We start from the raw sequence: 26,962 nt of genomic DNA, 5'->3' as shown, positions 1-26,962 counted from the left end.
CGTGCAGGGGGATGTTGCAACCCTGTTCAACGCCCCGGACAGCTAGACTCGGGTGGTAACTGCAGGGCCTGGAAGGTAGGGCATGAACGATCTCATCGACACCACCGAGATGTACCTGCGGACCATTTATGACCTCGAAGAAGAGGGCGTGGTGCCGCTGCGGGCGCGTATCGCCGAACGCCTGGAGCAGAGCGGCCCGACCGTGAGTCAGACCGTGTCCCGGATGGAGCGCGACGGCTTGCTGCACGTCGCCGGTGACCGCCACCTCGAACTGACCGAGAAGGGCCGCTACCTGGCCATCTCCGTGATGCGTAAGCACCGCCTCGCCGAGCGGCTGCTGGTCGACGTGATCGGTCTGCCGTGGGAGGAAGTCCACGCCGAGGCGTGCCGCTGGGAGCACGTCATGAGCGAGGACGTCGAGCGGCGCCTGGTGCAGGTGCTCGACAACCCGACCACCTCACCCTTCGGCAACCCGATCCCCGGGCTGTCCGAGCTCGGCTTCGGTGGGTCCGGTGACAGCGAGGACGCCAATCTGGTGCGCCTGACCGAACTACCGGCGGGCTCGCCGGTGGCGGTGGTGGTGCGTCAACTGACCGAGCACGTCCAGGGCGACGTCGAACTGATCGGCCGACTCAAGGATGCCGGCGTGGTACCCAACGCCCGGGTGACGGTGCAGGCCAGCGATGACCCCGGCGACCAGGGCGGTGTGCTCATCCTGATCCCGGGCCATCAGGAAGTCGAACTCCCCCACCACATGGCGCACGCGGTCAAGGTCGAGAAGGTCTAGCCCGCCCGCCGGCCGAACGGCTGTCGCGGCGGCAGCCGGACGCCCAGCGTGCCGGCCGTCCTGTAGCCCGAATGCGCCAACTCGCGGATCTGTTCCGGCCGCATACCGGACTGCAGTGCGCAGTCCAGCATGGTCGCCATCCGGTGCCCGGGACCGATGGCGACCGCGGCTTCCAGCGCGATACCGGCCAGTGGACCGTCGCCGCGTGCATAGGCCGAGAACGCCAACAGTGTCAGCGCCTCCAGCCGCCAGGGGGCGCTCAGCAACCGGGCAAGCGTCGCCCACAGCGCCTCGGCATCGCCCGCGCCGGCGCCCACCGCCAGTGCATAGAGGGTGTCGCGCACCCTCGGGTCCGGCAGTGCCGCGGCGACGGTGACGATGTCGGCGTCCTCGATGTCTTCACCCGCACCGACCCGGGCCGCGAGCGCGATGGCGGCCTCGACCGCGCGGCGTGCCATGCGCATCGTCAGCGCAGGGCGAGTCGAGGTGCGCAGGGCCTCCTCGATCCGTCTGCTGCGCGCAATGTCGGTGACGGCGATGACCTGCTGCAGTTCGGTGCGGCGTCGATAGAGCCGCCGACCGTCGAGCACCGCCGCGGCCGCCAGCGGCGAGGACTCCGGATCATCGATGAATCCGCTTGCGTCACAACCGCAGACACAGCACCACCGGCCGCCGACCTCGACGCGGTCCACGGCCAGCACGGCCAGCAGTTCGACGCCCTCGTCCTGCATCGACAGGGTCAGGTCGGCGGCGAGATCCGCATGGTCTCCGCCGTGCTCGTCCACGATCACGGCGACCGCGCCGTCGTGACCCGAGGCGGCCACCACCTCGGCCAGATGTGCGGTGTTGCCGGTCAATTGCGGGGTCAGGTCGACGCGCATCACAGCGCCGAGGTCGCCGTCGTCGAGTGTGACCACCGTCAAGGACTGTTCCGGAACGAAACCCAGGACCGCGGGCAGCGCGGCGATCAGTGCAGCGGGACGGCCGAGGTCGAAACCGCGAGATTGTTGTGTCATGCGCCGATCGTCACTGCCGTCGGCGACCCGATCGGACCCCGCACCCGCCCGCACACCGCGGCCTGTGGATCAAACCGCGACTGTGGACAACTCAGGCCGCGGCGTCCGCCGTGGGCAGCAGTCGCTCCAACACGTCGGTCAGCGTGATCAATCCCAGCATCGCGCCGGCGTCGTCGGTCACCACGACCAGATGGCTGCGGGTTTCACGCATCGTGCGCAGCGCGGCATAGGCCGGGGTGGCTGCTTCCAGCAGCAGCGCCGGGCGCATCAGGTCGGCTGCCCGCACCTGCGGGCCGGCCTGCACCGTATCCCGAACGTGAACGACCCCGAGGATGTCGGCATCATCGCGGACCAGCAACCGTAGATGCCCGGTGCGCCTCGATTCCGCCTGGATCGCCGCGGGCGTCGCCGCCGGTACCACGCTGTCGGGCGCCGCACCGGTACGCAGCATGTCACCGATGGTCAGTGCCTCCAGTTCCAATGCGCTGACCAGATGACCGTGATAGCGCTCGTCCAGCGTTCCGACGGTGGCCGAATGTTCGACCAGGTGGCGCAGCGCATCGGGATCCTGGCCGGTGGCCACCTGGTCGACGGGTTCGACGCCGACCTTGCGCAGACACCAGTTGGCCAGCCGGTTCAAGGTGCCGATCAGCGGGCGGGTCAGCCACATGAAGGCCCGCATCGGCAGCGCCAACATGGTCGCCGACCGCTCGGGATGCGCGATCGCCCAGGATTTGGGCGCCATCTCACCGACCACCAGATGCAGGAAGGTGACGATGATCAGGGCGAGGATGAATCCGCCGACATCGGCCAGCCAGGACGGAGCGCCCCAACCGGCGAATGCGGGCGTCAGCCAGTGGTGCACCGCGGGTTTGGTGATGGCACCGAGCGCCAGGGTGCAGATGGTGATGCCCAGCTGAGATCCGGCCAGCAGCACTGACAGCTCCGAGGCCGAGCGCAGTGCCGCACGCGCCGAACGGCTTTCGGATGCGGCATCTTCGAGTCGGTGGCGCCGGGCGGCGATCAACGCGAACTCGACGGCCACGAAGAAGGCACTGGCCGCGATCAACCCGGCGGTCACCAGTGCGACGACCCAGGGGTTACTCATCGGGATCCTCCCGGTCCTCGGCTTCGGCGGGGATCTCGCTCACCGTCACCAGAACGCTTGCGGGGACGTACTTCTCGACCGATTCGACGGTCGCGTCGAGGCGCCGGCGCTGCGGCGGGTGATCGGCGACGAGTTCGGACGGCTCGACACCGAGGTCGACGGACACGGCGTCACCGACGTCGGGCAGACCGCCGAACTCGGCGATCAGCAGGCCCGCCAGCGTCTCGTAATCCCCCTCGGGAAGGTCATGTCCGACGGCGCGGCCCAACTCGTCGAGGGCGACGTCACCGCGCACCCGCCAACCGTCACCGCTGGGCACGATGTCATCGTCGGTACTCACCTTGTCGTGTTCGTCGTCGATCTCACCGACCAGTTCCTCGGCCAGGTCCTCGACGGTGAGCACGCCGGCGAACCCGCCGTATTCGTCGATCACCAGCGCCATTTCGTCGTGCGCCTCGGTCAGCGTCCGCAATGCGACCGGCAGGGGCAGCGTCTCGGGAAGAATCACCGCCGGGCGACACGCCGCGCCGGCCGTTGCCGACGGGTCCTCGGCGCCCAGCAGATCGTGCAGATGGATCACCCCGACGAGGTCATCGGGCGAGTCGCCGACCACCGGGTAGCGGGTGTGGCCGGTGGCCATCCTGGCCAGCACCGCACCCACCGGCTCATGGGCGCCCACCACGTCGACGCGGCCGCGCGGGATCATCGCGTGCTCGGTGGTGCGGGTGGGGAAGTCCAGGATGCGGTCCAGCAGGGTGGACAGCTCCTCGGGGATCTCACCGGTCTGCCGCGAGTCGGCGACGATGTGCTCCAGGTCGCGCGCGGTGGCCGAGTGTTCGACATCGTGAACAGGTTCGATGCGCAGCGCGCGCAGCAGCGCATTCGATGATGCGTCGAACAGTTTGATCAGCCAGCCGAAGACGCCGAGGTAGATGTTCGTGGACAGCGCCAACCGGCGGGCCACGGGCTCGGGACGGGCGATGGCGAGATTCTTCGGGAACAGCTCACCGAAGACCATCTGCACCACAGTGGAGAACACCATGGCCAGCACGGTGCCGATCGCCACGCCGACGGCCACCGGAACGCCAACCCCACCCAGCAGTTCGCCCATGCCCTCGCCGATCAGCGGTTCTGCGACATAACCGACCAGCAGACCGGTGACGGTGATACCCAACTGGGCGCCGGAGAGCATGAACGACGTCCGCCGCGTCACGGTCAACGCCCGCGCGGCCGCGCCGTCGCCGGCCTCGGCGCGCGCCTTCAGTCTCGATCTGTCCACCGCCATATAGGCGAATTCCTGGGCGACGAAATAACCGGTCAGCGCCGTGATGGCGCATACCACCAGGATTCCGACGAGAATTCCCAGCGCCGTCAGCATCGGGGGTCCTGCTCAGGTCTTCGAGGTTTGCGCTTGGCGCGTCGCATTGTGCTCTCTGTGTGGTGGGAAACTCCGTCACACCTACAGACGAACGAACCGGTACCGAAAGTTCCCGACGCAGAAAACTGCCGAAAGTTCACCCGGAGTTTGCCGTCCCCGGCATGCGTGTCGCCGACCGCGAGCGTAGGACTTCACCCATGGGTTCCATGCAGGAATACGACCTCGTCGTCATCGGCTCCGGGCCGGGTGGACAGAAGGCCGCGATCGCCGCGGCCAAACTCGGCAAGTCGGTGGCGGTGGTCGAGCGCGGCCGCATGCTCGGAGGGGTCTGCGTGAACACCGGGACGATCCCGAGCAAGACCCTGCGCGAGGCCGTGGTGTACCTGACCGGGATGAGCCAACGCGAGCTCTACGGCGCGAGCTATCGGGTCAAGGACAAGATCACACCGGCCGACCTGCTGGCCCGCACCCAGCATGTGATCGGCAAGGAGATCGACGTGGTGCGGTCACAGCTGATGCGCAACCGCATCGAGCTCTACGTCGGGCACGCGCGTTTCATCGACGCCCACACCGTTTACGTCGAGGATCCGACCCGTGCCGAGCGCGTCACGGTCAGCGGCCGTTACGTCGTCATCGCCACCGGAACCAAACCGGCCCGCCCCGGCGGCGTCGCGTTCGACGACCACCGGGTGCTGGACTCCGACGGCATCCTGGACCTCAAGAGCATCCCGACCTCCATGGTCGTCGTGGGCGCCGGGGTGATCGGCATCGAGTACGCATCGATGTTCGCCGCGCTGGGGACCAAGGTCACGGTGGTCGAGAAGCGGGCCACGATGCTGGAGTTCTGCGATCCCGAGATCATCGAATCGCTGAAATTCCATCTGCGCGACCTGGCGGTCACGTTCCGGTTCGGTGAAGAGGTCACCGCCGTCGACGTCGGCGCCGCGGGCACGGTGACGACGCTGGCCAGCGGCAAGCAGATCCCGGCCGAGACGGTGATGTACTCGGCCGGCCGACAGGGCCAGACCGACGATCTGGACCTGGCCAATGCGGGTTTGGAGGCCGACAATCGCGGCCGCATCTTCGTCGACGACAACTACCAGACCAAGGTCGACCACATCTATGCCGTCGGTGACGTCATCGGATTCCCGGCGCTGGCCGCCACCTCGATGGATCAGGGCAGGCTGGCCGCCTATCACGCGTTCGGCGAGCCGTGCCACGCCATGACCGAGCTGCAGCCGATCGGGATCTACTCGATCCCGGAGGTGTCGTATGTCGGTGCCACCGAGGTGGATCTGACCAAGGCCTCGGTGCCCTACGAGGTCGGTGTGTCGCGCTACCGCGAGTTGGCCCGCGGCCAGATCGCCGGCGACTCCTACGGCATGCTCAAACTGCTGGTGTCCACCGAGGATCTGCGGCTTCTGGGCGTGCACATCTTCGGAACCAATGCCACCGAGATGGTGCACATCGGCCAGGCAGTCATGGGTTGTGGCGGCACCATCGAGTATCTGGTGGACGCGGTGTTCAACTATCCGACCTTCTCGGAGGCCTACAAGGTGGCCGCGCTGGATGTGATGAACAAACTACGGGCGCTCAGCCAGTTCAAGAGCTGACGGGATTTCCGGTCGCCTGCCCGGTGTTGCACCGTTGTCAGGGGTCGCACACAGCGGTTCCGGCAAAGTGCGAGACACTAGTGAACAGGAGGTGAACCACATGGCCGATTCCCAGGAGCAGCATTACCAGCCCGAGCAGAACGGGATGTACGAGCTGGAGTTCCCCGCACCGCAGCTGTCCGCGGTCGACGGCAGCGGACCCGTTCTGATCCACGCCTTGGAGGGGTTCTCCGATGCCGGCCACGCCATCCGACTGGCTGCCGAGCATCTGAAGAACACCCTCGACACCGAGTTGGTGGCCTCGTTCGCCATCGACGAGTTGCTCGACTACCGGTCGCGGCGGCCGCTGATGACGTTCAAGACCGACCACTTCAGCGGCTATGACCAGCCCGAGCTCAACCTGTATGCGTTGCACGACAGCGTCGGCACGCCCTTCCTGCTGCTGGCCGGGATGGAGCCAGATCTGCGCTGGGAACGGTTCATCACCGCGGTGCGGTTGCTGGCCGAACGTCTCGGCGTGCGGCAGACCATCGGGCTGGGCACCATCCCGATGGCGGTACCGCACACCCGGCCGGTCACCCTCACCGCGCACTCGGCCAATGCCGATCTGATCGCCGATTACACGCCGTGGGTAGGTGAGGTCCAGGTGCCGGCCAGTGTGTCGAGTCTGCTGGAGTTCCGGATGGCCCAGCACGGCCACGATGCAGTCGGTTTCACCGTGCACGTGCCGCACTACCTGGCGCAGACCGCCTATCCCCCGGCGGCCGAGACGCTGCTGGCCGAGGCCGCCCGGGCCGGTTCACTGCAGATCCCGCTGGCCGCCCTCGGGGAGGCTGCCGCCGAGGTGCACACCAAGATCAACGAGCAGGTCGAGGGCAGCGCCGAGGTCGCTCAGGTGGTGAGCGCCCTGGAGCGTCAGTACGATGCTTTCGTTGCCGCTCAGGAGAACCGGTCGCTGCTCGCCCGCGACGAGGACCTGCCCAGCGGTGAGGAGTTGGGCGCGGAGTTCGAACGTTTCCTGGCCCAGCAGGCGGACGGCAAGGAAGGCTTTCCGGACAGCTTTCCCGACGAGAACGACCGCCCCTAGTCCCGCGAGGGCGGACCGGCGAGGAGTGGCCAGATGACCGAGCGCAAGACCACCCTTCGCAGCGTCCGCGAGGTGACGCCGACCCTGCAGTTCCGCACCATCCATGGATACCGGCGGGCCTACCGGATCGCCGGCTCAGGACCTGCGGTGCTGCTGATCCACGGGATCGGTGACAACTCGACCACCTGGCACACCGTGCAGACGATGCTGGCCCGGCGGTTCACCGTCATCGCACCCGACCTGCTGGGACATGGGCAGTCCGACAAGCCACGCGCAGACTACTCGGTGGCCGCCTACGCCAACGGCATGCGCGATCTGCTCAGCGTGCTCGACATCGACCGGGTGACCGTCATCGGCCATTCGCTCGGGGGCGGGGTCGCGATGCAGTTCGCCTACCAGTTCCCGCAATTCGTCGATCGGCTGGTGCTCGTCGGTGCCGGCGGGGTGACCAAGGATGTCAACGCCGTGCTGCGGATCGCGGCGCTTCCCGGGGTCAGCGAGTCGCTGGCGCTGCTGCGGTTGCCCTTGGTGCTTCCCGCACTGCAGGCGCTCGGACGCCTGGGCGGCACGGTGTTCGGGTCCACCGGAGTGGGCCGCGACCTACCCGACATGCTGCGGGTGCTGGCCGATCTGCCGGAGCCGACGGCATCGTCGGCGTTTGCCAGGACGCTGCGCGCGGTGGTGGACTGGCGCGGCCAGGTGGTCACCATGCTGGATCGCTGTTATCTGACCGAATCCGTTCCCGTGCAGTTGATCTGGGGCCGACAGGATTCGGTGATCCCGGTCAGCCACGCCTGGCTGGCGCACGCGGCCATGCCGGGTTCTGCCCTTGAGATCTTCGAGGGCTCAGGACATTTCCCGTTTCACGACGACCCCGAACGGTTCGTCGACATCGTCGGTGCGTTCATCGACAGCACCCAGCCATCCGAGTACGACCACGAGCTGCTGCGTGAACTGCTGCGCGCCGGCATCAGTGAACGCGCCATCACCGGCCCACTGGACACCCGGGTCGCCGTCCTGGATGCGATGGGCGCCGACGAGCGCAGTGCCACGTGAGCCGAGGACGAGATTAGGATCGTGGCATGGCCGTCGATGTTGATGTCTTACGCGTATTCACCAATGCCCGGGGCGAGTTCGGGAACCCGCTCGGCGTGATCGACGCCGCGACGGTCGATCCCGCGGACCGACAGCGGATCGCGGCCGAACTGGGTTACAGCGAAACCGTATTCATCGATGTGCCGGAGTCCGGCGCGGCCAGCGCGCATGTGCGGATCTTCACTCCGACGACCGAGCTGCCGTTCGCCGGGCACCCGACCGTCGGAACTTCGTGGTGGCTGAAGCAGCGCGGACTGCCGGTGCGCACTTTGCAGGTGCCGGCGGGCCTGGTGCAGGTCGACTATGTCGACGACGAGTTCACCGCGATCAGCGCCCGCTCGGATTGGGCGCCCGAACTCGCCATCTACGATGTCGATTCGGCCGAGCAGGTTTCGGCGGCCGACCCGGCCGACTACGGCGATGATGTCGAGCACTACGTGTGGGCGTGGACCGACCGGGAGGCGGGCGCTCTGCGTTCGCGAATGTTCGCCCCGCACCTGGGAATTGTCGAGGATGAGGCTACGGGAGCCGCCGCGGTGCGGATGACCGATTATCTGAGCCGGGATCTGCTGATCACCCAGGGCAAGGGCTCGGAGATCCGTACCTGGTGGGACCCCACGGGTTGGGTGAAGGTGGCCGGACGGGTCGTGGCCGAGGACTCACGTCGGCTCGACTGAGTGATTCAGCCCGAGGTGCTCACGCGATGGGCGCGCAGCGCCTCGATCTCGCGTTCGAAGTCGTCGGCCGAGGAAAACGACCGGTACACCGAGGCGAACCGTAGGTAGGCGACCTCGTCGAGGTCGCGCAGCGGACCCAGGATGGCCAGTCCGACTTCGTTACTGGGAATCTCCGGCGAGCCCGCGGCTCGCACCGCGTCCTCCACCTGCTGCGCGAGCAGGTTGAGGGCATCGTCATCGACCTGACGCCCCTGGCATGCGCGTCGCACGCCCCTGATGACCTTCTCGCGACTGAACGGTTCGGTGACGCCGCTGCGCTTGACGACCGCGAGCACCGCGGTCTCCACGGTGGTGAACCGCCGACCACATTCCGGGCACGAGCGCCGACGGCGGATCGCCTGGCCCTCATCGGTTTCGCGGGAGTCGACGACTCGCGAATCGGGATGACGACAGAACGGACAGTGCATCACTGCTCCTTTGCCGCACCACAATCGGACCGTATTTGACGCTTCCGAGCGTACCTGCATGGCCGGCGACCGTCGCACGTCGGATCAGCCGATCGGCGCGATCAGGGTCTGCCCGGCACGCACGGCGCCGGAATCGAGCTTGTTGAGTTCGCGGATGCGCTCCATCACCGAGTCGGCGGGCACATCCGGGGCGACGCGCTCGGCGATGCTGTGCAGTGTCTCCCCGGCCTGGACCTCGACGACCGACAACCGGGTCGGCATCTCGATCGGCTGGTCGGACGCGGGTGCGCCCACCTGTGCCACCAGCCCCAGCCACAGGGTGATACCGCCGGCCAGCAGCGCCAGCAGCACCGTGACCGCCGGGGTGATCGGCCGGCTGCGGTGCGATGCCCGCGACATCAGCACGCCGGTCCCCCGGTACCCGAGCGAGGCACCCCCGGGCCGGCGGGTCTGCGGGCGCCGGCGGCGGACCACCACGTCACGCGGCAGCGGCCACACCTCGGCCGCCGATGACGGCCGGTGCTGGAGTTCCCGGCGCCGGACGGCGCCGGCGTCCAGTCGGTCGCGATGGTCACGCACGTCGCTCCGCGCTTCCAGAATCGTCATGTGCCTGCCTCCTCGTGGCTGGTGTTCGCTTCTATGTTCGAACGATAGTCGATCATGTGTTCGATGGATAGAACACGTGATCGAACTGTTAGCGAACGATAGCGGCGACCACCGACAAGTCCGGGCGCCTCAGCCCGAGGCGCCGGCCAACAGGCCGGTGGAGGCGAATTTCAGGCCTCGGCGCAGTTCATCGAGGCTGATCGGATCATCGCTCTCGATATAGCGCAGCGTGGTCGCCACCGCCATGTTGTAGAACAGCCACGCCAGGGCCCGCGCGCTGAGCTCGTTGCGGTACCGGTCGCGGTAGTACCCCATGTGCAGCGTCGCCATCGCGAGCAGGGTCGCGTTCAGTCCGGAGATGTTGTCGAACGTGCGGACATGATCGGGCCGCTCGGCGAGATAGCGGATCAACCTCCGGTTCGCGATCGTGAAGTCGATCAGGATGTCGATCGAGGACTCCATGGCGGCCTCCGGTTCGGCCATGGTGACCGCGCGCAGCATGTCCTCGATCGCGGGCGCCTGCTCGGCGGCCAGTTTCTCGATGGCCGCGTTGATGATCTCCTCCTTGTTGGCGAAGTACTGATAGATCGACCCCTTGCTGACACCGGCCCGCTCGGCGATGGCATTGGTGGTCAGCTGCTCGGGGCCGGTCTTGCGCAACAGGGTCGCGGCAGTGTCCACAATTTTTGCGACCATCTCCCTCGAACGCTCCTGCTTCGGTGCCTTTCGATGCCGTGACGTGCTTTTATCGGCAGCCAATGCAGCCTCCTAACGCGACTTGAATGCGACCGATAGGTCATATTAGCGTCGCTGCCCCAAGCCTTGAGGAGGTGCGCGCAGTCATGACTGCCACCACGGATCTACCCGTTCACGATGCCGAAGACGCCGGCCGGCCCGAGCTGGTCCCGCTGGACTCACTGACCGCCGAGCACACCGGGCGCTGGACGTTTCTCATCGTCGACGGGGCGGCGTTCATGATGCAGGCCATGGAGCCGGTGATCGCCGAGATCACCGGCCGCTACTCGGCGGCCTTCCACGGCGACCCGGGTGGCCGCGCGATCCGCTCCGTCGACTCGGTGCTGCGGTGGACCTACGGCGGCACCGAGGCCGTCGCCGAGGGCAACCGGGTGCGCGCCATGCACCAGCCGATCACCATGCGCAGCGCCGCCGACGGCAAGCAGATCAGCGCACTGAACCCGCAGTCCTATCAGTGGGTGATCGCCACCGGCTACATCGTCACGGCCCAGGGCGGCCGGCTGCTGGTGGGGCGTGAGTTCACCGCCGACGAGAAGGCCGAGTTGCTACGCGACAACCGCCGACTGGCCCGGCTGTTGCACGTGCCGATGCGCGACTACCCGCAGACCCCGGCCGAGATGGATGCCTACTTCGAGTCCTGGATCGACAGGCTGGAAGCCACCCCGCAGGCACTGCAACTGATCGGCGAGATGAAGACCGGCAAGGTCGACCTGCCGCCATCGGTGCCCGCGCTCCTGCGCCCGCTGGCGCGCCGGATCCTGCGCCCCGGGCTGCGGCTGAATTACCTCTCGGTGGTGGGGCTGCTCGATCCGCGGTTGCGCGCGAAGCTCGGCGTCACCTGGAGCACGGCCGAAGAGCGTGAACTGCAGCGCATCTACACCGTCATCCGCACGGCCTACCGGATCCTGCCGGATCGGCTGACCTATTTCCCGCTGGCCTATCACGCCCGCAAGCATCACGAGTGCCTGGAGAAGATGAAGCAGCGCCAGCAGAAGTCCTTCGCCTACAACCTGCCCGGTGCCCGATGAGTGAGGTGCCCGCACCGCCGCCCACCACCCGCGCGCGCAGCATCGCCCGCCTGACGCTTGCCGGCGCGATGATCTTCGCCGGCCTCAGCCACCTGTTCTGGGCCCGTGAAGAGTTTCAGGCTCAGGTGCCGAAGTGGGTTCCGATGGATGCCGACGGTGTCGTGATGGCCTCCGGTGGCGTCGAGATCACCCTCGGCGTCGGCCTGGCCCTGCTGCGACGCGACCGCGTCCTGGTCGGCCGGCTGCTGGCGGCGTTCTTCGTGCTGATCTTCCCGGGCAACATCGCGCAGTACCTCAACCATGCCGACGGTTTCGGCCTCGACACCGACACCAAGCGCCTGGTCCGGTTGTTCTTCCAGCCGGTGCTGATCGCCTGGGCGCTGTGGTCGACCGGGATCCCGCGACGCCGATGAAGACACGCGACACGCCTCGAACACATGTTTGATTATCGGTGCGGCGGCGACTACATTCAGCCCCATGAGCGACAGCAGCGACACCCCTGAGGCACGCTCCGGCCTGACCGAGCGTCAGCGCACCATTCTCGAGGTCATCCGCACCTCGGTGACCACCCGTGGCTATCCACCGAGCATCCGGGAGATCGGCGACGCCGTCGGACTCACGTCCACCTCGTCGGTCGCCCACCAGCTGCGCACCCTGGAACGCAAGGGCTATCTGCGGCGCGATCCCAATCGCCCACGCGCGGTGGACGTCCGCGGCGCCGACGACACCGTGACGCCGATCGTCGCGACCGACGTCGCGGGCTCCGACACACTGCCGGAGCCGACCTTCGTCCCGGTGCTCGGACGCATCGCCGCGGGCGGACCGATCCTGGCCGAGGAGGCCGTCGAGGATGTCTTCCCGCTGCCCCGCGAGTTGGTCGGCGAGGGTTCACTGTTCCTGCTGAAGGTGGTCGGCGAGTCGATGGTCGACGCGGCGATCTGCGACGGCGACTGGGTCGTCGTCCGTCAGCAGAACGTGGCCGACAACGGCGATATCGTCGCCGCGATGATCGACGGCGAGGCCACCGTGAAGACCTTCAAGCGGACCAAGGGCCAGGTGTGGCTGATGCCGCACAACCCGGCGTTCGAACCGATCGACGGTAACGACGCCGTGGTGCTCGGCAAGGTCGTCACCGTGATCCGCAAGGTCTGATCAGTCGGCCCGCACGAAACCGTTCGCGCGGGCGAACTCCTCACTGGCGAACCAGATCTCGGCCTCGGTATCGCGGTAGCCGCGGCTGCCCGGCGCCCAGTACAGACCCGTCTTGGTGTCCGCCTTGATCGGATAACCCTCGGGGGCCCGGTAGCGGTCGGTGGTGGCCAGCCGCATGGACGTCCAACCGGCGTCTTCGGCCTCGTCGTCCGGTGCCGCCGCCGCGTGCCGGCCGCTGGGGACCTCGGGCTCGTAGGACGGCAGCGGCGGGACCCCGACCACCGCGGTCGGCGGCTCGACGTCGAGTTCGGGTACCGACGGCTCCGGCGGCAGCGTTTCGATGCGGGTGGGCGCGGTGTCCACCGCGTCCTCGTCGAACACCGGCTCCTGCGGTGCTTCCGCCGGCTCCGGCTCAGCGCCGTATTCGGGCTCAGCGCCGTATTCGGGCTCGTCGCCGTATTCGGGCTCGTCGACGTACTCGGCGTCGACGAAATCGTCCCGATCGTCGTCGTCGAGATCCTCGCCGAGATCGTCGGTGAAGTCGTCGGCGGGACGGGCACCGGCCTCGGCCGAACGCTTGGCATACGGCGGGGTCTCGCCGACCGGCGGCACCAGCGCCCACGGGCTCTGCGCACTCTGCTGCTCGTAACCACCGTCGTGCAGCACGCCGGTCTCGGGTTCCGCGTCGCGGCGGGCGTCGGGACCGTCATAGCCGTCATAACCGTCGTAGCGGTCCTCGTAGCCGCCGTAACCCCGGTCGTAGTCCTCGAATCGGTCGTCGCGGGAGCGCCGATTGCGCAGCACCGCAACGGCGATCACCGCGATCAGGCCGACCAGCGGGATCAGGCCGAGCAGCCACCACCAGCGCCACGTGTACCACTTGTCACCGTCACCGCCCGACGCCGCCTCGGGTGCGGCCGACGGGTTCTGCGGCGCCTCCGCGCCGGGCACCTGCAGACCGGTCAACTGCGATTGCAGGCCGGCCGGCTCGGTGCTGAACTGATTGGTGGACGAGTCCCAGGAGATGGACCCGCCGTTGAACTGCTGGGTGACGATGTTGCCGTTCTCGGTCTGATCCGCCTTGGGTGCGCCGAGCTCACCGGTTGCACCGCCCAGCTTCTGCCATGCCGCATTCATCGCGCCACGGACGATGACGGCACCGAAATCGGGCGTCCAGAAGATGACCGGCTGGTCCTCGGCGGCGAACGGCACCACCGCACTCTGCGGAGCCAGGCCACCATCGGCTTCGCTCGCGGTGGGAAATCCGAGATCCCCGGTCGGCCCGCCGACACTCTCGTACTTGGCCAGCACCTGACCGGTCACCACGTTGGCACCGGTGGCCGGGCTGTAGAAGATCTTGCCGCCGGCGTAGTTCTGACCGACACCGTCGGCACCGATCGCGTACTGCGCACCCTCCTCGGCACCCAGCGGGCCGAGCTCCCCACCGGCCGCCCGGCGGGCCGCGGCGATGGCCGAGGTGGCGTCCGAGGGAACCTCGACGGCACCGAGTTGACCCGCCAGTTCGGGCGGGACCGTCGTGAAGGTTCGAGTCTTGCGGTTCCAGGAGATCTCACCACCGGTGAACTTCTGGCTGACCACATCGCCGTCGGTGGTCTCGTCCTCGCTGGGCACCCCGAGCACCCCGGCCGATCCGCCCAGGGTGTCCCAGGCGCTGTTGATCGCACCGCGGACCACCCGGGCACCGGTGTCCGGTGTCCAGAAGATGACCGGGCTGTCCGGGGCATTGAACGTGACGTTCCGGCTGTTGGCCGCGCGGCCCGGACCCTCATCGATGGTCGGAAAGCCCAGGTCACCGGTGGGCCCGCCGAGAGATTCGTACTTCTCCAAGATGGCGCCGGTCATGATGTGGGCACCGGTCCCGGGGGTGAAGAAGATCTTGCCACCGGCGAAGTTCTGGCCGAAGCCCTCACCCGCGGGATAGACGCCGCCGTCCTTGGGTCCGAGTGGACCGGCCGGTCCGCCGCCGGCGGTCTCCCACGCAGCCGTGATCGCCGCGTCGGCATCGCTTTCCGGTGTCGCGACGGCCGGCGGCGCCAGCAGCACCGTCGCGGCCATCAGCCCGGCACTCACCAGCACTGCCGCCGCCCGCCCGGCCAGATTGCCGAACCGGGTTCGCTGCGTGGTCATTCGGTCCCTCCCGAAGTCGTGCAAAACCCCACGAAAGTATCGTGTTCGTCAACTTTGCGTCAGTTGACCGCGAACTCGTGGGATATTGCCACCTGCACCGACGGCGTGTCGGACCGGTCAGACTCCCAGGCCGCGCCCGATGATCTCCTTCATGATCTCGGTGGTCCCGCCGTAGATCGTCTGGATCCGCGAATCCAGGAAGGCCCGCGCGATCGGGTATTCGCGCATGTAGCCGTAGCCGCCGTGCAGCTGCAGACAGCGGTCCACCAGTCGCACCTGAGCCTCGGTGCTGTACCACTTGGCCATCGCGGCCTGCTCGACGGTCAGCTTGCGGTCGAGGTGCAACCGGATGAACTCGTCGACCATGATGCGGATCGCGGTCGCCTCGGTCGCCAGCTCAGCGAGGGTGAACCGGCTGTTCTGGAAGCTGCCGATGGGCTTGCCGAACGCCTTGCGCTCCTTGGTGTACTGCAGGGTCTCCTCCAGGGCGGACTCCATGGCCGCCGCGGCCATCACCGCGATACTGATGCGCTCCTGCGGCAGGTTCTGCATCAGGTACAGAAAGCCCATGCCTTCCTGTCCCAGGAGGTTCTCCGCGGGCACCCGCACATCGGTGAACGACAGTTCGGCGGTGTCCTGCGCCTCGAGTCCGATCTTGTCCAGATGCCTGCCCCGCTCGAAACCTGCCATGCCGCGCTCGACGACAAGCAGCGAGAAGCCCTGTGCACCCTTGTCCGGATCGGTGCAGGCCACCACGATCACCAGGTCGGCGTGGATACCGTTGGTGATGAAGGTCTTCGAACCGTTGAGCACATAGTGGTCACCGTCGCGCACCGCGCGGGTCTTGATGCCCTGCAGGTCGCTGCCGGTGCCGGGCTCGGTCATTGCGATCGCCGTGATCAATTCCCCGCTGCAGAAGCCGGGCAGCCACCGCTTCTTCTGCTCCTCGTCGGTCAGTTCGATCAGGTACGGCGCGATGACGTCGTTCTGCAGCGTGAAGCCCAGCCCGCTGTGGCGTCCGGCGGTGGTCTCCTCGGTGACGATGACGTTGTAGCGGAAGTCCGGGTTCCCGCCGCCGCCGTACTCCTCGGGCACGGCCATCCCGAGGAAGCCCTGCTTGCCGGCCTCGCGCCAGACTTCGCGGTCGACGATCTTGGCCTTCTCCCACTCCTCCTGGAACGGGGTGGCGTGGCGTTCGAGAAACGCGCGATAGGACTCGCGGAACAGGTCGTGCTCGGGCTCGAAGAGCGTGCGGTCGAACTTGACGGCGCCCATCTGTGACCTCCGGTACTGGTTGCGGATGTGTGGCGCCCAACATATATCAACCGGATGGTTGGTCGGCCCACCCGGCGTCGGACCTAGGATTGGCGAGGTGTCGCCCCGCAGCAGCCTTGCCCACTGGGGCGCCTTCACCGCCGACATGGCCGATGGTGACATCGCGTCGGTGACCCCGGATCCCGGCGACACCGATCCGTCACCGCTGCTGGGCAATCTGGCCGGCTCCGTGCGCCACCGCGCCCGGGTCGCCGGGCCCGCCGTGCGCGCGGGCTGGTTGCGCGACGGACCCGGCCCCAGCGCTTCGCGCGGCGCCGACGAGTTCGTCGGCGTCTCCTGGGACGAACTCACCGAACTGCTGGCCACCGAGTTGCGCCGCGTCGTCGACACCCACGGCAACGAGGCGATCTACGGCGGCTCCTACGGATGGTCCAGCGCGGGCCGCTTCCACCACGCCCAGAGCCAGGTGCACCGCTTCCTCAAACTGCTCGGTGGCTACACCTTCTCGCGGCATTCCTACAGCCTGGGCGCCACCGGGGTGATCATGCCGCGGGTGGTCGGCACCCATGACGATCTGTTCAAACGGTCCACGAACTGGGACGTCATCGTCGAACACACCGATCTGGTGGTGGCCTTCGGCGGACTGGCATCGAAGAACACCGGCATCAACCACGGCGGCACCACCGATCATCCGGCCCGCGCCGCACTGGGCCGGTTCCGCGACCGTGGGGGCCGGATCGTGTCCTTCTCCCCCCTGCGCGACGACGTCGAGGGCGAGCACGAGTGGCACGCGCCCCTGCCCGGTACCGATGTGGCGATCATGCTGGGACTGGCCCACGTCCTGGCCACCGAGAACCTGGCCGACCGCGCGTTCCTCGACGAATACTGCCTGGGCTACGACCGGTTCGAGCGCTATCTGCTCGGCACCGACGACGGCGTCCCGAAATCCCCGCAGTGGGCGGCCGGGATCAGTGGCCTGGCGGCCGAGGACATCGCCGCGCTGGCCCGCCGGATGGCCGCGGGCCGCACCCTGGTCACCGTCAGTTGGTCGTTGCAACGGGTCCGCCACGGTGAGCAGGCGCCGTGGATGGGATTGACGCTGGCCGCGATGCTGGGTCAGATCGGGCTTGCCGGAGGCGGTTTCGGCCACGGCTACGGGTCGATGAACGAGCCCGGACTGGCGCCGCTGCGCCACCCGCTGCCGGTGCTGCCGCAGGGTGCGAACCCGGTTCGCACCTTCATCCCGGTCGCAGCCGTCAGCGATATGCTGCTGCGCCCGGGCGAGCAGTTCGACTACAACGGCCGCCGGCTGACCTATCCCGACATCCGGTTGGTGTACTGGGCGGGCGGTAATCCCTTCCACCACCATCAGAACATCGGCCGGTTGCGGCGCGCGCTGGCCCGCCCCGAGACCATCGTGGTGCACGACCCGTACTGGACCGCGATGGCCAAACACGCCGATATCGTGGTGCCCTCCACCACCGCGTACGAGCGCGACGACTTCTCCGGTTCCAAGAACGATCCGCTGCTGGTGGCGATGCCCGCGCTGACCCAGCCGTACGCCGATGCCCGCGACGATTACACGACATTCGCCGCGCTGGCCGAGCGGCTCGGCGTGGGTGCGCAGTTCACCGAGGGCCGTACGGCGCGGCAGTGGCTGGCGCACATGTACGAGCAGTGGTCGGCGGCAGTGGACTTCGAGGTTCCGCCGTTCGACCAGTTCTGGGCCGACGGCAGGTTGCGGCTGCCGACCGAGCCGGGCCTGACGCTGCTGGCCGACTACCGGGCCGATCCGCACACCCACCGGCTGCACACACCGAGCGGGCGTATCGAGATCTTCTCCCCCGATATCGACGCATTCGGCTATTCGGACTGCCTCGGCCACCCGGCCTGGTTGGAACCCAGCGAATGGCTCGGCGGGCCACGCGCCGAGCGCTTCCCACTGCACCTGCTGGCCAATCAACCCGCCGCCCGGTTGCACAGTCAGCTCGACATGGGCGCCACCAGCCAGAACTCCAAGGTGTCCGGTCGCGAGCCCATCCGGATGCATCCCGCCGACGCCGCGGCCCGCGGCCTGACCGATGGTGATGTGGTGCGGGTGTTCAACGATCGCGGCGCCTGCCTGGCCGGTGTGGTGATCGATGATCGGCTGCGCCCGCAGGTGGTGCAGTTGGCCACCGGCGCCTGGTATGACCCGTTGGACCCGGCGGACCCGGATTCGCTGTGCGTGCACGGTAATCCGAATGTGCTGACCGAGGATGTCGGCACGTCATCGTTGGCGCGCGGCTGCACCGGTGCCCATGTGCTGGTGCAGGTGGAGAAGTACACCGGGCCGCTACCGCCGGTGCGGGCGCATGAACCTCCGGTGCTGCGTCAGCGCGCGGGCAGCGCAGGCGCGATCAGGTCGACGAAGGCATCCACGACGCGGTAGGTGTCGGCCATCGGGTAGTCGCGCAGGATCGACCCGGACAGCATCGTGGAGATGATGCCCCAGGCCATCACGGCGGTGTCGGCCGCCGATTGTTCGCCCAGTGAGGCGAAGTCGGCCGCCAGGGTGCGTTGGGCGACGGCGGCGAACTGGTCCATCAGTGCGCGCGCATTGGTGTCTGCGGTGTTCTGCAGCAGCATGCACACCTTGAAGAATGCGGGGCGCCGCTCGAAGCTGCCGATGACGCCGCGCAGCTTCTCACGGACCTGCGCCGCGGTGAGCGGGGTGTCCGCGGCGGCCTCGGCGAACACCGGCTGCGCCCACTCCATCAGCACGGCGGCGTACACATGCTCCTTCGAGCTGAAGTAGCGGTACAGGGTGCCCAGCGCCACTCCGGCGGCCTCGGCCACATCACGCATCTGGATCTGTTCGTAGTCGTGCGCCTTGAGCAGATCCAATGCCGCCGTCACGATCTGGGCGCGCCGGGCCTGCTTGTAGCCGGGCAGGGTCTCGGTCATGCGCGCGGCAGTCCGAGGATCATGGTCGCGATGATGTTGAGTTGGATCTCGATGGTGCCGCCGCCGATGACCTCGGCCGGCATCATCAGGCTGTCGGCCACCGCAGGCTGCGCCGCACCGCCCACCATGGCCGCCCGCCCGCTGAAGGCCAGCGCGTCGGCGGTCACCCGGCGCACCAGCAGCGCGGTGCCCACCTTGCCGACGCTGGAGGCCGGCCCCGGCCCGTGTCCGGCGAGCCGACGCAGCGTGTCGCGCACCGCCAGCGCACCGATGGCGTTGGTGGCGGCGCGAACCTGACCCAGCGCCTGACGCACCGCCACATCACCCGGGTCGGCGCGTCGCGCCAGGGCGCGCAGTTCACTTTCCTTGTCCAATTTGGCGTAGGCACCGATGGCGACGCGTTCGTTGGCCATGGTCGCCAGCGCATGGGACCACCCGGCGGTCGGCTCGCCGACCAGCATGTCGTCGGGCACGAACACGTCGTCGAAGAACACCTCGTTGAAGTGTTCGTCACCGCTGGCGGTGCGCAGCGGCCGGATGGTGATCCCCGGTGTGGTCATGTCGACCAGGAAGTAGCCGATGCCCCTGTGCTTTGCCGCGTCCGGGTCCGTCCTGGCCAGCAGCGCGCCCCAGTCGGCGCGCTGCGCCGACGATGTCCACACCTTCTGCCCGTTGACCCGCCAGCCACCGGCGACCTTGGTGGCGCGGGTGCTCAGGGCCGCCAGATCCGATCCGGCGCCGGGTTCGGAGAACAGCTGGCACCAGCCGATCTCGCCGCGCAGCGTCGGCACCGCGAACCGGTCACGCTGTTGGTCGGTGCCCGCGCTGAGCACGGTGGGCAGGATCCACTGCGCGATCCCCAGCGACGGGCGCACCAGCGTCGGCCGCTTGTCGAACTCCTCGTCGATGACGAGTTGCTGGGCCGGTGAGGCAGCCAGTCCCCACGGGGCCGCAAGGTAGGGCGCCACCAGACCGGCATCGGCCAGCGCGGTGCGCTGCGGGCCGGTCCAGTACTCGTCGTAATCGGGGTTCTGCCGGCCCGGAGCCTCATTGGTCAGCAGTGCCGCCGCGTCCAGTGCGGCGCCGACACGCGCGCGGAAGTCCTGCTCGACCTGAGCCAGCTCGATCGCGAAATCCCTTGCTGGGCGGTCCGGTTCGCCCAGGACACCGGCCCACTGCGCGACGTTGCCGGCCGCTGCGGCCAGACTGATCGACCGTTTCCAGTACAGATGCAGGTCGTGCTCCCAGGTGTAGCCGATGGCACCGAACATGGTCAGCGCATCGACCACCAGTTCCGGGAGCCGTCCGATCGCCGCGATGGCCGCCCCGGCGGCGGCGGTGTGGTGCTGCTCGACCGATTGTTCGGCACCGCGCACCGCATCCCAGGCCGACGCCGCGGCCAGTTCACTGTGGATGAACAGCATGGCGGCCTTGTGCTGCAGCGCCTGGAACGACCCGATGGGACGGCCGAACTGTTCGCGCACCTTGAGGTAGGCCACCACGTTGTCGACGCACCAGCGGGCGATACCCGCGGCCTCGGCCGCCATCAACCCGACGGTGTGGCACTGTGCGCGCACCGGGTCGATACCGGTGAGCACCTGCTCGACACCGATGCCCACGGCGGTACAGGTCAGCGTGCCGACATCGCGGGTCAGATCCGTCGGCTCCTCGGCGCGCACCGAGACCCCGGGTGTGTCGGGTCCCAGCACACACCACATCGGTTCACCGGCTTCGGTTTCGGCGTATGCGACGAGCCATGCCGCCGATGCCACCCCCAATTGCGGGCCGACCACACCGTCCAGAAGCCACCGGTCACCGTCGGGCACCGCCCGCAGTACGCCATCGGCCGGCAACAGCAGTGCGGCCGGTGCGCCGGCCGCGATCGCCGCCGCCGTCCTTGCGGCCGCGGGCTCGTCGACGACACCGGCAAGGACCGCTGCCGTGATCGCGGTGGACAGCAGCGGCCCCGGTAGCAACCCGTAACCCGCGGCGTCGACGACGCATGCGGCATCGGCATAACCACCACCCTGACCGCCGGCCTGCTCGGGCAGACCGATCGCGTGCAGGCCCTGGGCCACCAGCGCATCCCAGAACGCCGGCCGCGTCCCGGCGGCGAGGGCATCGAACTGCGAGCGGGTCAGTTCCAGTCCCCCGTGGCGGCGGGCGAACCCGGCCATCGCCTCGGTCAACTGGGATTGTTCGTCGGTCAGTGCGAGCGCCACGGATGGCTCCTATTCGGCTGCGGTGTAATGCAACAGGGTGATGTCGGCACCGTCGGGCTCGGTGAAGACCGGCGTCATCGGCATCCCGATCCGCAACCGCGCCGGGGCGACACCGACGATCTCGGTGGCCAGCCGTGGACCTTCGTGCCATTGCACGACACCGAGCAGATGCGGGACCGCGTCGGCGAACTGCGGTGCGACGGGTCGCTGTGCGACCGCGTAGCTGACCAAGGTGGCCTCCCCCGAGATCCGGCGCCATTGCAGATCATCGGCGAGGGTTCCGGGCGCGAGGACCCGCGGATAGAACACGTAGGCATCCAGTGACGGGGAGAACTGGATCCACACCTCTCGCCGGCGCAAGCCGTCCCAGAACGGTGCCGACGTCGGAGTCGGTATCGGAAGTGGTCGCTGCACGGCTAATCCCCCTCCAGCACAAGTGCTTCCTGTTCACTGAGCACACCGCCGTTGCCCGAGACGAAGGCCCGGTTGCAGTCGCGCACCTGGGTGCGCTCGGCACGGCCCATCAGCTGGCGGGTCGCATCGCAGACATGGTGCAGCCCACCGGCGTTGCCGGGTTGCCCGTAACCGAGCTGACCGCCGGCGGTGTTCATCGGAAAGTCACCGCGGAACGTCAGATCGTGGTCGGTGACGAACTGCATGCCCTTGCCCTTCTCGCAGAAGCCCGCGTCCTCCAGCGTCAGCAGCGCGGTGATGGTGTAGCAGTCATAGATCGACACCATGTCCATGTCGGCCGGGGTGAGCCCGGCCATCCCGAAGGCCGAGGCGGCCACCTTGACCATCGGTGTCTGCAACGGATCGGCGGCGTACACCGGTGACTTGTAGGGCACCCGCTCGCCGAACCCCTTGATCCAGACCGGGCGGTGGCGGCTCTTGCGGGCCAGTTCGGCATTGGTGACGAGCACGGCCGACCCGCCCATGCACGGCATGACGATCTCCAGCATGTGCAGCGGAGAGGCGATGATCGGGCTGTCCAGCACGTCGGCGACGGTCACCGGCTTGTCCCGGAACACCGCACCCGGGGTGTGATTGGCGTTGACCCGCTGGTCGACGACGATCTTGGCCATCGCAGACTCGTCGTAACCGTAAGCGGCGGCGTACATCTGGGCCACCTGGGCATAGGGCCCGTTCTGTCCGAGATAGCCGTAGGGGATCTCGAACTCCGCCTGCGGCGAGCCGTACCGAAAGCTGGAGGCGCCGTAGTACAGGGCGTCCCCGGGATCGTAAGGACGCTGCGCCGACATCGGGGTCAGATAGTTGGCCGGGATGGCGCACAGCACCGCCTGGCAGATGCCCAGTTCGATGGCCGCGGCCGCGCGCCACACCATCGCGGCCCCGGATGCTCCGCCCAGATCGACCAGCTCGGCGAAGTTGACCGCCAGTCCCAGATACTCGACGATCGTCGACGGGACGAACAGCTGGGATTCGGCGACCCCGCAGGTCACCAGGCCGTCGACCTGATCGACGGACAGTCCGGCATCGGCGACGGCGGCCGCGGCCAGTCGCGCCCACTGCTCGATGATGAACTCCGGCGCGCCGGACGGTTTCCGCGTCGCGGGCAGCTCGTGGAACCCGACGATGGCCGCCTCGCCGCGCAACCCCATGACACGTCCCCCTTCGGTCGACACCACCAGCGACATTATTAGAATGAGATTCTATTTTCAATCTGCGGGTTACGCTCCCGCCGCGGCGCTCGAGTGCGACGATCCGACCATGACTCCTGCACTGCGCATGGGGCGGCGGTTGCTCACGACGGTTCTCACCGTGGCGACGGCATTACTCATCACCGTCGCCACCACCCTGTCGATGGCCGTCGCGCTGGCCGCGACGGCGCTCATCGTGCCCGGTACCGGGACACCCAACGCCAATATCGTGGGCAACTACCTGGAGAACGCCAGGGATTACTACATCGCGCCGTTCAACCCGGCCTGCACCGCGGCCAACGACTGTGCGCTGCAGGGCATCGACTACCCGGCCCAGTTCTGGCCGATCCCGCTGCCGGGATGGGGCGGGCTCAGCGGGGCCAAATGGGATGTGTCCACCGGCGAGGGATTGGCCAACCTGAACTCGACCCTGGTCGACACGCTGGCCCAGAACCCGCCGAACACACCGGTGGTGCTGATGGGTTACTCGCAGGGCGGAAACATCGTCAGCCGCCAGAAGCGCAATCTCGGCTACCTGCCCAAGGATCAGACCTACCTGTCGTTCGTCATGATCGGCAACAGCAACCGACCCAACGGCGGCCTGTTCGAGCGGCTGGCGTTCTTGGGGCATGTCCCGATCCTGGATGCCACCTTCGGCCTGCCCGCACCGACGGACACCTGCGATCACATCTGCGCCACCGATATCGCCTTCGAGTACGACGGGGTGGCCGATTTCCCGCTCTACCCGATCAACGGGCTCGCGGTGCTCAACGCGATCGCCGGATTCTGGTACGTGCACGGCACCTACCTGGCCCCCAACGCCAACAGCGATGTCGGCGAACTTCCCGATGACTACACCCCCGAGGAACTGGCCGCCGAGGTCGCCGACCCCGACAACTGGCAGGAGCACGGCGACACCCGGTATGTCACCATCCCGACCAGGACGCTGCCGATCGTGCGGCCGTTCCTGGAATTCGCCTCGTTCACCAACACCGAATTCCTGATCAAGCCGATCGTGGCGCTGGTGTCACCGCTGCTGCGGGTGATCATCGACGCCGGCTACGACCGATCCTTGAGCTACGGCACACCGGCACCGTTCCGGCTCATCCCGCGGATCAACCCGATCACGTTCGCCAAGGACGTGGTCGAGGCCATCGACGAGGGAATCCATGCCGCGTTGGGCAGAAATCCTGCGCCGCAACAGGTTACGCCGAAGCCGGCACCGCGGGTCGAGGCCGCGACCGCCCAGTCGCCGGCCCGCGACGAACCGCGGGCACACCTCACCGGACTGCGCGGCCCGACCGGCGCCGAGGTGCTCGAGGCCGCACGCGACCGCGACACCGCCTCCACCGGCCACGACGACGAGCGCACCGAGGACGACGAGGCCGCCCTCGACGATGTCGTCACCGACGAGGGCTCCGGGAGCACCGACGATTTCGGGACCGAGGGCGCCGGGGCCGAAGACGCCGAGGATTTCGGGACCGACGACGCCGGGGAGACGAACACCACCGACGACGACGCGGAAACCGACCCGCCGGCGTCCACCGACGCCGAGGCGGCCTGACCCGCGAGCAGGCGCACCGACGCTGAACCGCGGGGGATTCAGCCGGTGTGCCTGCTCGTGTCGCTACCAGTTACTGAAGTCGCGCAACGCGGCGGCCAGCGACACCGGAACCCGAGCGGCGATCTTGGTGCCCTGCTCGATGTGCTCGGTCGACTCGATCCGGCCCTCGGCATGTACGCGTGCCACCAGGTCACCGCGGTCATAGGGCAGCGTCACATCGACGAAGGTGTCGGTCGGCTCGACCAGATCGGCCATCCGGGTGCGCAACTGCTCCAAGCCTTCACCGGTGTGCGCCGAGACGAACACCGCATCCGGCAGCGCCCGGCGCAACTGCGCCAGCGCCAGGTCACCAGCCGCGTCGATCTTGTTGACCACCAACAACTCCGGTGCCGGCGCCCCGTCGTGATCGCCGTACACGTCGCGGATCACCTCGCGCACGGCGGCGATCTGCGCCAGCGGGGTGGCATCGGAGCCGTCCACCACGTGCACGAGCAGATCGGCGTCGACCACCTCCTCCAGCGTGGACCGGAACGCCTCCACGAGCTGGGTGGGCAGGTGCCGGACGAATCCGACGGTGTCGGTCAACACGAACGGCCGACCGTCGGCGAGTTCACCGCGCCGGGTCGTCGGCTCCAGGGTGGCGAACAACGCGTTCTCCACCAGCACACCGGCCCCGGTCAGGGCATTGAGCAGGCTGGACTTGCCGGCATTGGTGTATCCGACGATCGCCACCTGCGGCATGTCGGAGGCCCGGCGCTGACCACGCTGGGTGTCGCGGATCTTCTTCATCTCGCGGATCTCGCGGCGCAGCTTGCTCATCCGCTCGCGAATGCGTCGCCGGTCGGTCTCGATCTTGGTCTCACCGGGACCACGGGTGCCCACGCCGCCGCCCGCACCACCGGCACGACCACCGGCCTGCCGCGACATCGACTCACCCCAGCCGCGCAGGCGCGGCAGCATGTACTCCATCTGCGCCAGTGACACCTGCGCCTTGCCCTCGCGGCTGGTGGCGTGTTGGGCGAAGATGTCCAGGATCAGCGCGGTGCGATCGATGACCTTGACCTTGACGGCCTTCTCCAAGGCGTTGAGCTGCGCCGGGCTCAGCTCACCGTCGCAGATGACGGTGTCCGCGCCGGTGGCGGTGACGATCTCACGCAGCTCGAGGGCCTTGCCGGAGCCGATGTAGGTCGAGGCGTCGGGTTTGTCGCGTCGCTGCACCAACCCTTCGAGCACCTCGGATCCGGCGGTCTCGGCCAACGCGGCCAACTCGGCCATGCTGGCGTCGACGTCGGCGGCGCTGCCCTCGGTCCAGACCCCGACCAGCACCACCCGTTCCAGGCGCAGCTGGCGGTACTCGACCTCGGAGATATCGGTGAGTTCGGTCGACAACCCGGCCACGCGGCGCAGGGCCGCGCGATCCTCCAGTGCCAGCTCGCCGGTACTGGGTGTCAGATGATTGGGTTCAGTCATATGTGCTTTCGATGGTGACACGCCGTCGGGCGCTCACGCATGTGAATAATCGCCTGCCAGTTCGCCGTGCGCGACAAGGACCGACGGGCCGCGCAGGAAACTGGTCGCGGCCGTGATCGCGACCTCGACCTCGCCACCGGGGATGCGCACCCGCAGCGAGCCGGTGTCCTCGCCCTGATCGACCAGTGCGGCGAGCGCCGCCGCGACGGTTCCCGTTCCACAGGAACGGGTTTCGCCCACACCACGCTCATGCACGCGCATGGTGACCACGCCGGCGTCCGGCCGGGTGAGCACCTCGACGTTGACGCCCTCGGGAAACTGGACCGGGTCGAACGACACCGGCGCCGCGACATCGAGTACGCCCAGTTCGGCCACGCTCAGATCGGTGACGCAGGCCAGATGGGGATTGCCGACATCGACGCCGAGGCCTTCGAAGGTGCGGCCACCCACCACCGCCGACCCCGAGCCCAGCCGGTTGGCCTTGCCCATGTCGACGGTCACCTCGGCGCGCGTGCCGTCCTGCGCGTCGAATCCGTGCACCACCACTGGACGGGGACCGGCCGGCGAACCGACGACGAACTCGTCACCGCGCTCCAGCCCGGAGGCCCGCAGATAATGCGCGAAGACCCGAACCCCGTTACCGCACATCTGCGCGATCGAACCGTCGGCGTTGCGGTAATCCATGTACCAGTCGGTGCCGGCCACCCCCTCTGGCAGTGCGGCGAAAACCCCCGCGGCCCGTGCCGCCGCGGCGGTGGTGACCCGCAGCACCCCGTCGGCGCCCAGACCGCGGCGCCGGTCGCACAGCGCGGCGACCCACGCGGGCGTCAACGCGAGGCGGGCGTCGAGGTCGGGCAGCACGACGAAATCGTTCTGCGTCCCGTGCCCCTTGGCGAACGGGATGGC

Annotated in this window: 24 protein-coding genes; 10 read left to right on the top strand and 14 right to left on the bottom strand. The window is 68.1% G+C overall.

Going from position 1 to position 26,962, the window contains the following annotated elements; all coding sequences use genetic code 11:
- Window positions 1-82 precede the first annotated feature (82 nt).
- Complete coding sequence (locus ACWDUN_RS03640) at window positions 83-787, top strand: iron dependent repressor, metal binding and dimerization domain protein (RefSeq protein ID WP_449924671.1); 705 nt, start codon at window positions 83-85, stop codon at window positions 785-787.
- Here the strand turns inward: ACWDUN_RS03640 and ACWDUN_RS03635 are convergent.
- The 3 genes from ACWDUN_RS03635 to ACWDUN_RS03625 form a co-directional block, all read right to left on the bottom strand.
- Window positions 784-1,803 (bottom strand): DUF4192 domain-containing protein, encoded by a 1,020-nt coding sequence (locus ACWDUN_RS03635; protein WP_449924669.1) that lies wholly within the window; start codon window positions 1,801-1,803, stop codon window positions 784-786. The two genes, ACWDUN_RS03640 and ACWDUN_RS03635, sit on opposite strands and share 4 nt — an antisense overlap.
- 91 nt (window positions 1,804-1,894) lie before the next feature.
- Window positions 1,895-2,911 carry a hemolysin family protein gene (locus ACWDUN_RS03630; RefSeq protein WP_449924666.1) on the bottom strand — a complete coding sequence of 339 codons (1,017 nt, stop codon included), beginning with the start codon at window positions 2,909-2,911 and terminating at the stop codon, window positions 1,895-1,897.
- Window positions 2,904-4,289 (bottom strand): hemolysin family protein, encoded by a 1,386-nt coding sequence (locus tag ACWDUN_RS03625; protein WP_449924664.1) that lies wholly within the window; start codon window positions 4,287-4,289, stop codon window positions 2,904-2,906. The genes ACWDUN_RS03630 and ACWDUN_RS03625 overlap by 8 nt, the downstream gene beginning before the upstream one ends.
- A 206-nt stretch (window positions 4,290-4,495) precedes the next feature.
- On the opposite strand from ACWDUN_RS03625, the gene sthA reads away from it, so the two are divergent.
- The 4 genes from sthA (at window position 4,496) to ACWDUN_RS03605 (ending at window position 8,761) form a co-directional block, all read left to right on the top strand.
- A complete protein-coding gene (gene sthA / locus ACWDUN_RS03620) occupies window positions 4,496-5,902 on the top strand; it encodes a Si-specific NAD(P)(+) transhydrogenase (RefSeq protein ID WP_449926236.1) in 1,407 nt (468 codons plus the stop codon).
- A gap of 100 nt (window positions 5,903-6,002) precedes the next feature.
- The gene (locus ACWDUN_RS03615) at window positions 6,003-6,989 is read left to right on the top strand and encodes a proteasome assembly chaperone family protein (protein ID WP_449924661.1); all 987 of its coding nucleotides are present in this window, start codon (window positions 6,003-6,005) and stop codon (window positions 6,987-6,989) included.
- Between the two features lie 33 nt (window positions 6,990-7,022).
- Window positions 7,023-8,045 carry an alpha/beta fold hydrolase gene (locus ACWDUN_RS03610; RefSeq protein WP_449924659.1) on the top strand — a complete coding sequence of 341 codons (1,023 nt, stop codon included), beginning with the start codon at window positions 7,023-7,025 and terminating at the stop codon, window positions 8,043-8,045.
- 26 nt (window positions 8,046-8,071) lie between these two features.
- Complete coding sequence (locus tag ACWDUN_RS03605) at window positions 8,072-8,761, top strand: PhzF family phenazine biosynthesis protein (protein WP_449924656.1); 690 nt, start codon at window positions 8,072-8,074, stop codon at window positions 8,759-8,761.
- A gap of 5 nt (window positions 8,762-8,766) precedes the next feature.
- Here the strand turns inward: ACWDUN_RS03605 and nrdR are convergent, their stop codons facing one another.
- The 3 genes from nrdR to ACWDUN_RS03590 form a co-directional block, all read right to left on the bottom strand.
- Window positions 8,767-9,228 carry a transcriptional regulator NrdR gene (gene nrdR / locus ACWDUN_RS03600; RefSeq protein ID WP_449924653.1) on the bottom strand — a complete coding sequence of 154 codons (462 nt, stop codon included), beginning with the start codon at window positions 9,226-9,228 and terminating at the stop codon, window positions 8,767-8,769.
- Between the two features lie 84 nt (window positions 9,229-9,312).
- Complete coding sequence (locus ACWDUN_RS03595; RefSeq protein ID WP_449924650.1) at window positions 9,313-9,834, bottom strand: LysM peptidoglycan-binding domain-containing protein; 522 nt, start codon at window positions 9,832-9,834, stop codon at window positions 9,313-9,315.
- 129 nt (window positions 9,835-9,963) lie between these two features.
- Window positions 9,964-10,530 (bottom strand): TetR/AcrR family transcriptional regulator, encoded by a 567-nt coding sequence (locus tag ACWDUN_RS03590; protein ID WP_449924647.1) that lies wholly within the window; start codon window positions 10,528-10,530, stop codon window positions 9,964-9,966.
- Between the two features lie 146 nt (window positions 10,531-10,676).
- Here ACWDUN_RS03590 and ACWDUN_RS03585 point away from each other — a divergent pair, with 146 nt between their 5' ends.
- The 3 genes from ACWDUN_RS03585 (at window position 10,677) to lexA (ending at window position 12,770) form a co-directional block, all read left to right on the top strand.
- A complete protein-coding gene (locus ACWDUN_RS03585) occupies window positions 10,677-11,618 on the top strand; it encodes an oxygenase MpaB family protein (RefSeq protein ID WP_449924644.1) in 942 nt (313 codons plus the stop codon).
- Window positions 11,615-12,031: a DoxX family protein gene (locus tag ACWDUN_RS03580; protein ID WP_449924641.1), complete on the top strand. Its 417-nt coding sequence runs from the start codon at window positions 11,615-11,617 to the stop codon at window positions 12,029-12,031. Before ACWDUN_RS03585 ends, ACWDUN_RS03580 begins: the two co-directional genes overlap by 4 nt.
- 64 nt (window positions 12,032-12,095) lie before the next feature.
- Window positions 12,096-12,770, top strand: coding sequence for a transcriptional repressor LexA (gene lexA / locus ACWDUN_RS03575; protein ID WP_449924639.1), 675 nt, complete (start codon window positions 12,096-12,098; stop codon window positions 12,768-12,770).
- On the opposite strand, the gene ACWDUN_RS03570 is transcribed toward lexA, so the two are convergent.
- On the bottom strand, window positions 12,771-14,918 hold the full coding sequence (locus ACWDUN_RS03570) for a sunset domain-containing protein (protein WP_449924636.1): 2,148 nt from the start codon (window positions 14,916-14,918) through the stop codon (window positions 12,771-12,773).
- A gap of 117 nt (window positions 14,919-15,035) precedes the next feature.
- Complete coding sequence (locus ACWDUN_RS03565) at window positions 15,036-16,193, bottom strand: acyl-CoA dehydrogenase family protein (RefSeq protein ID WP_449924633.1); 1,158 nt, start codon at window positions 16,191-16,193, stop codon at window positions 15,036-15,038.
- Window positions 16,194-16,218: 25 nt separating this feature from the next.
- Here ACWDUN_RS03565 and ACWDUN_RS03560 point away from each other — a divergent pair, with 25 nt between their 5' ends.
- Window positions 16,219-18,624 (top strand): molybdopterin-dependent oxidoreductase, encoded by a 2,406-nt coding sequence (locus ACWDUN_RS03560; protein WP_449924630.1) that lies wholly within the window; start codon window positions 16,219-16,221, stop codon window positions 18,622-18,624.
- On the opposite strand, the gene ACWDUN_RS03555 is transcribed toward ACWDUN_RS03560, so the two are convergent.
- Genes ACWDUN_RS03555 through ACWDUN_RS03540 form a run of 4 tightly spaced genes read right to left on the bottom strand, consistent with a single transcriptional unit; the run spans window position 18,567 to window position 22,983 of the window.
- A complete protein-coding gene (locus ACWDUN_RS03555) occupies window positions 18,567-19,139 on the bottom strand; it encodes a TetR/AcrR family transcriptional regulator (RefSeq protein WP_449924627.1) in 573 nt (190 codons plus the stop codon). The two genes, ACWDUN_RS03560 and ACWDUN_RS03555, sit on opposite strands and share 58 nt — an antisense overlap.
- Window positions 19,136-21,361, bottom strand: a complete 2,226-nt coding sequence (locus ACWDUN_RS03550; RefSeq protein ID WP_449924624.1) for an acyl-CoA dehydrogenase family protein — start codon at window positions 21,359-21,361, stop codon at window positions 19,136-19,138. The genes ACWDUN_RS03555 and ACWDUN_RS03550 overlap by 4 nt, the downstream gene beginning before the upstream one ends.
- Window positions 21,362-21,370: 9 nt before the next feature.
- Entirely contained in the window at window positions 21,371-21,775 is a 405-nt protein-coding gene (locus tag ACWDUN_RS03545) for a Zn-ribbon domain-containing OB-fold protein (RefSeq protein WP_449924621.1), read from the bottom strand.
- A gap of 2 nt (window positions 21,776-21,777) precedes the next feature.
- Window positions 21,778-22,983, bottom strand: a complete 1,206-nt coding sequence (locus ACWDUN_RS03540; protein WP_449926233.1) for a thiolase family protein — start codon at window positions 22,981-22,983, stop codon at window positions 21,778-21,780.
- Between the two features lie 109 nt (window positions 22,984-23,092).
- Between ACWDUN_RS03540 and ACWDUN_RS03535 the strand changes: the two genes are divergently transcribed.
- Window positions 23,093-24,586, top strand: coding sequence for a PE-PPE domain-containing protein (locus ACWDUN_RS03535; RefSeq protein ID WP_449924619.1), 1,494 nt, complete (start codon window positions 23,093-23,095; stop codon window positions 24,584-24,586).
- Between the two features lie 63 nt (window positions 24,587-24,649).
- On the opposite strand, the gene hflX is transcribed toward ACWDUN_RS03535, so the two are convergent.
- The gene (gene hflX, locus ACWDUN_RS03530; RefSeq protein WP_449924616.1) at window positions 24,650-26,056 is read right to left on the bottom strand and encodes a GTPase HflX; all 1,407 of its coding nucleotides are present in this window, start codon (window positions 26,054-26,056) and stop codon (window positions 24,650-24,652) included.
- Window positions 26,057-26,089: 33 nt separating this feature from the next.
- On the bottom strand, window positions 26,090-26,959 hold the full coding sequence (gene dapF, locus ACWDUN_RS03525; RefSeq protein ID WP_449926230.1) for a diaminopimelate epimerase: 870 nt from the start codon (window positions 26,957-26,959) through the stop codon (window positions 26,090-26,092).
- Window positions 26,960-26,962 lie beyond the last annotated feature (3 nt).

Source organism: Mycobacterium sp. NPDC003323 (assembly GCF_053589535.1).
This window is presented reverse-complemented; position numbering and strand designations above follow the sequence as displayed.

Bases quoted from the DNA above. Each gene is read 5' to 3' on its own strand.
- ACWDUN_RS03540 (WP_449926233.1), bottom strand. From the start codon at position 22,983: ATGGGGTTGCGCGGCGAGGCGGCCATCGTCGGGTTCCACGAGCTGCCC.
- sthA (WP_449926236.1), top strand. From the start codon at position 4,496: ATGCAGGAATACGACCTCGTCGTCATCGGCTCCGGGCCGGGTGGACAG.
- ACWDUN_RS03560 (WP_449924630.1), top strand. From the start codon at position 16,219: ATGTGTGGCGCCCAACATATATCAACCGGATGGTTGGTCGGCCCACCC.
- ACWDUN_RS03555 (WP_449924627.1), bottom strand. From the start codon at position 19,139: ATGACCGAGACCCTGCCCGGCTACAAGCAGGCCCGGCGCGCCCAGATC.
- hflX (WP_449924616.1), bottom strand. From the start codon at position 26,056: ATGACTGAACCCAATCATCTGACACCCAGTACCGGCGAGCTGGCACTG.
- ACWDUN_RS03605 (WP_449924656.1), top strand. From the start codon at position 8,072: ATGGCCGTCGATGTTGATGTCTTACGCGTATTCACCAATGCCCGGGGC.
- ACWDUN_RS03585 (WP_449924644.1), top strand. From the start codon at position 10,677: ATGACTGCCACCACGGATCTACCCGTTCACGATGCCGAAGACGCCGGC.
- ACWDUN_RS03635 (WP_449924669.1), bottom strand. From the start codon at position 1,803: ATGACACAACAATCTCGCGGTTTCGACCTCGGCCGTCCCGCTGCACTG.
- ACWDUN_RS03615 (WP_449924661.1), top strand. From the start codon at position 6,003: ATGGCCGATTCCCAGGAGCAGCATTACCAGCCCGAGCAGAACGGGATG.
- ACWDUN_RS03595 (WP_449924650.1), bottom strand. From the start codon at position 9,834: ATGACGATTCTGGAAGCGCGGAGCGACGTGCGTGACCATCGCGACCGA.
- ACWDUN_RS03570 (WP_449924636.1), bottom strand. From the start codon at position 14,918: ATGACCACGCAGCGAACCCGGTTCGGCAATCTGGCCGGGCGGGCGGCG.
- ACWDUN_RS03535 (WP_449924619.1), top strand. From the start codon at position 23,093: ATGACTCCTGCACTGCGCATGGGGCGGCGGTTGCTCACGACGGTTCTC.
- ACWDUN_RS03590 (WP_449924647.1), bottom strand. From the start codon at position 10,530: ATGGTCGCAAAAATTGTGGACACTGCCGCGACCCTGTTGCGCAAGACC.
- ACWDUN_RS03630 (WP_449924666.1), bottom strand. From the start codon at position 2,911: ATGAGTAACCCCTGGGTCGTCGCACTGGTGACCGCCGGGTTGATCGCG.
- nrdR (WP_449924653.1), bottom strand. From the start codon at position 9,228: ATGCACTGTCCGTTCTGTCGTCATCCCGATTCGCGAGTCGTCGACTCC.
- ACWDUN_RS03610 (WP_449924659.1), top strand. From the start codon at position 7,023: ATGACCGAGCGCAAGACCACCCTTCGCAGCGTCCGCGAGGTGACGCCG.
- ACWDUN_RS03625 (WP_449924664.1), bottom strand. From the start codon at position 4,289: ATGCTGACGGCGCTGGGAATTCTCGTCGGAATCCTGGTGGTATGCGCC.
- ACWDUN_RS03565 (WP_449924633.1), bottom strand. From the start codon at position 16,193: ATGGGCGCCGTCAAGTTCGACCGCACGCTCTTCGAGCCCGAGCACGAC.
- lexA (WP_449924639.1), top strand. From the start codon at position 12,096: ATGAGCGACAGCAGCGACACCCCTGAGGCACGCTCCGGCCTGACCGAG.
- ACWDUN_RS03640 (WP_449924671.1), top strand. From the start codon at position 83: ATGAACGATCTCATCGACACCACCGAGATGTACCTGCGGACCATTTAT.
- ACWDUN_RS03580 (WP_449924641.1), top strand. From the start codon at position 11,615: ATGAGTGAGGTGCCCGCACCGCCGCCCACCACCCGCGCGCGCAGCATC.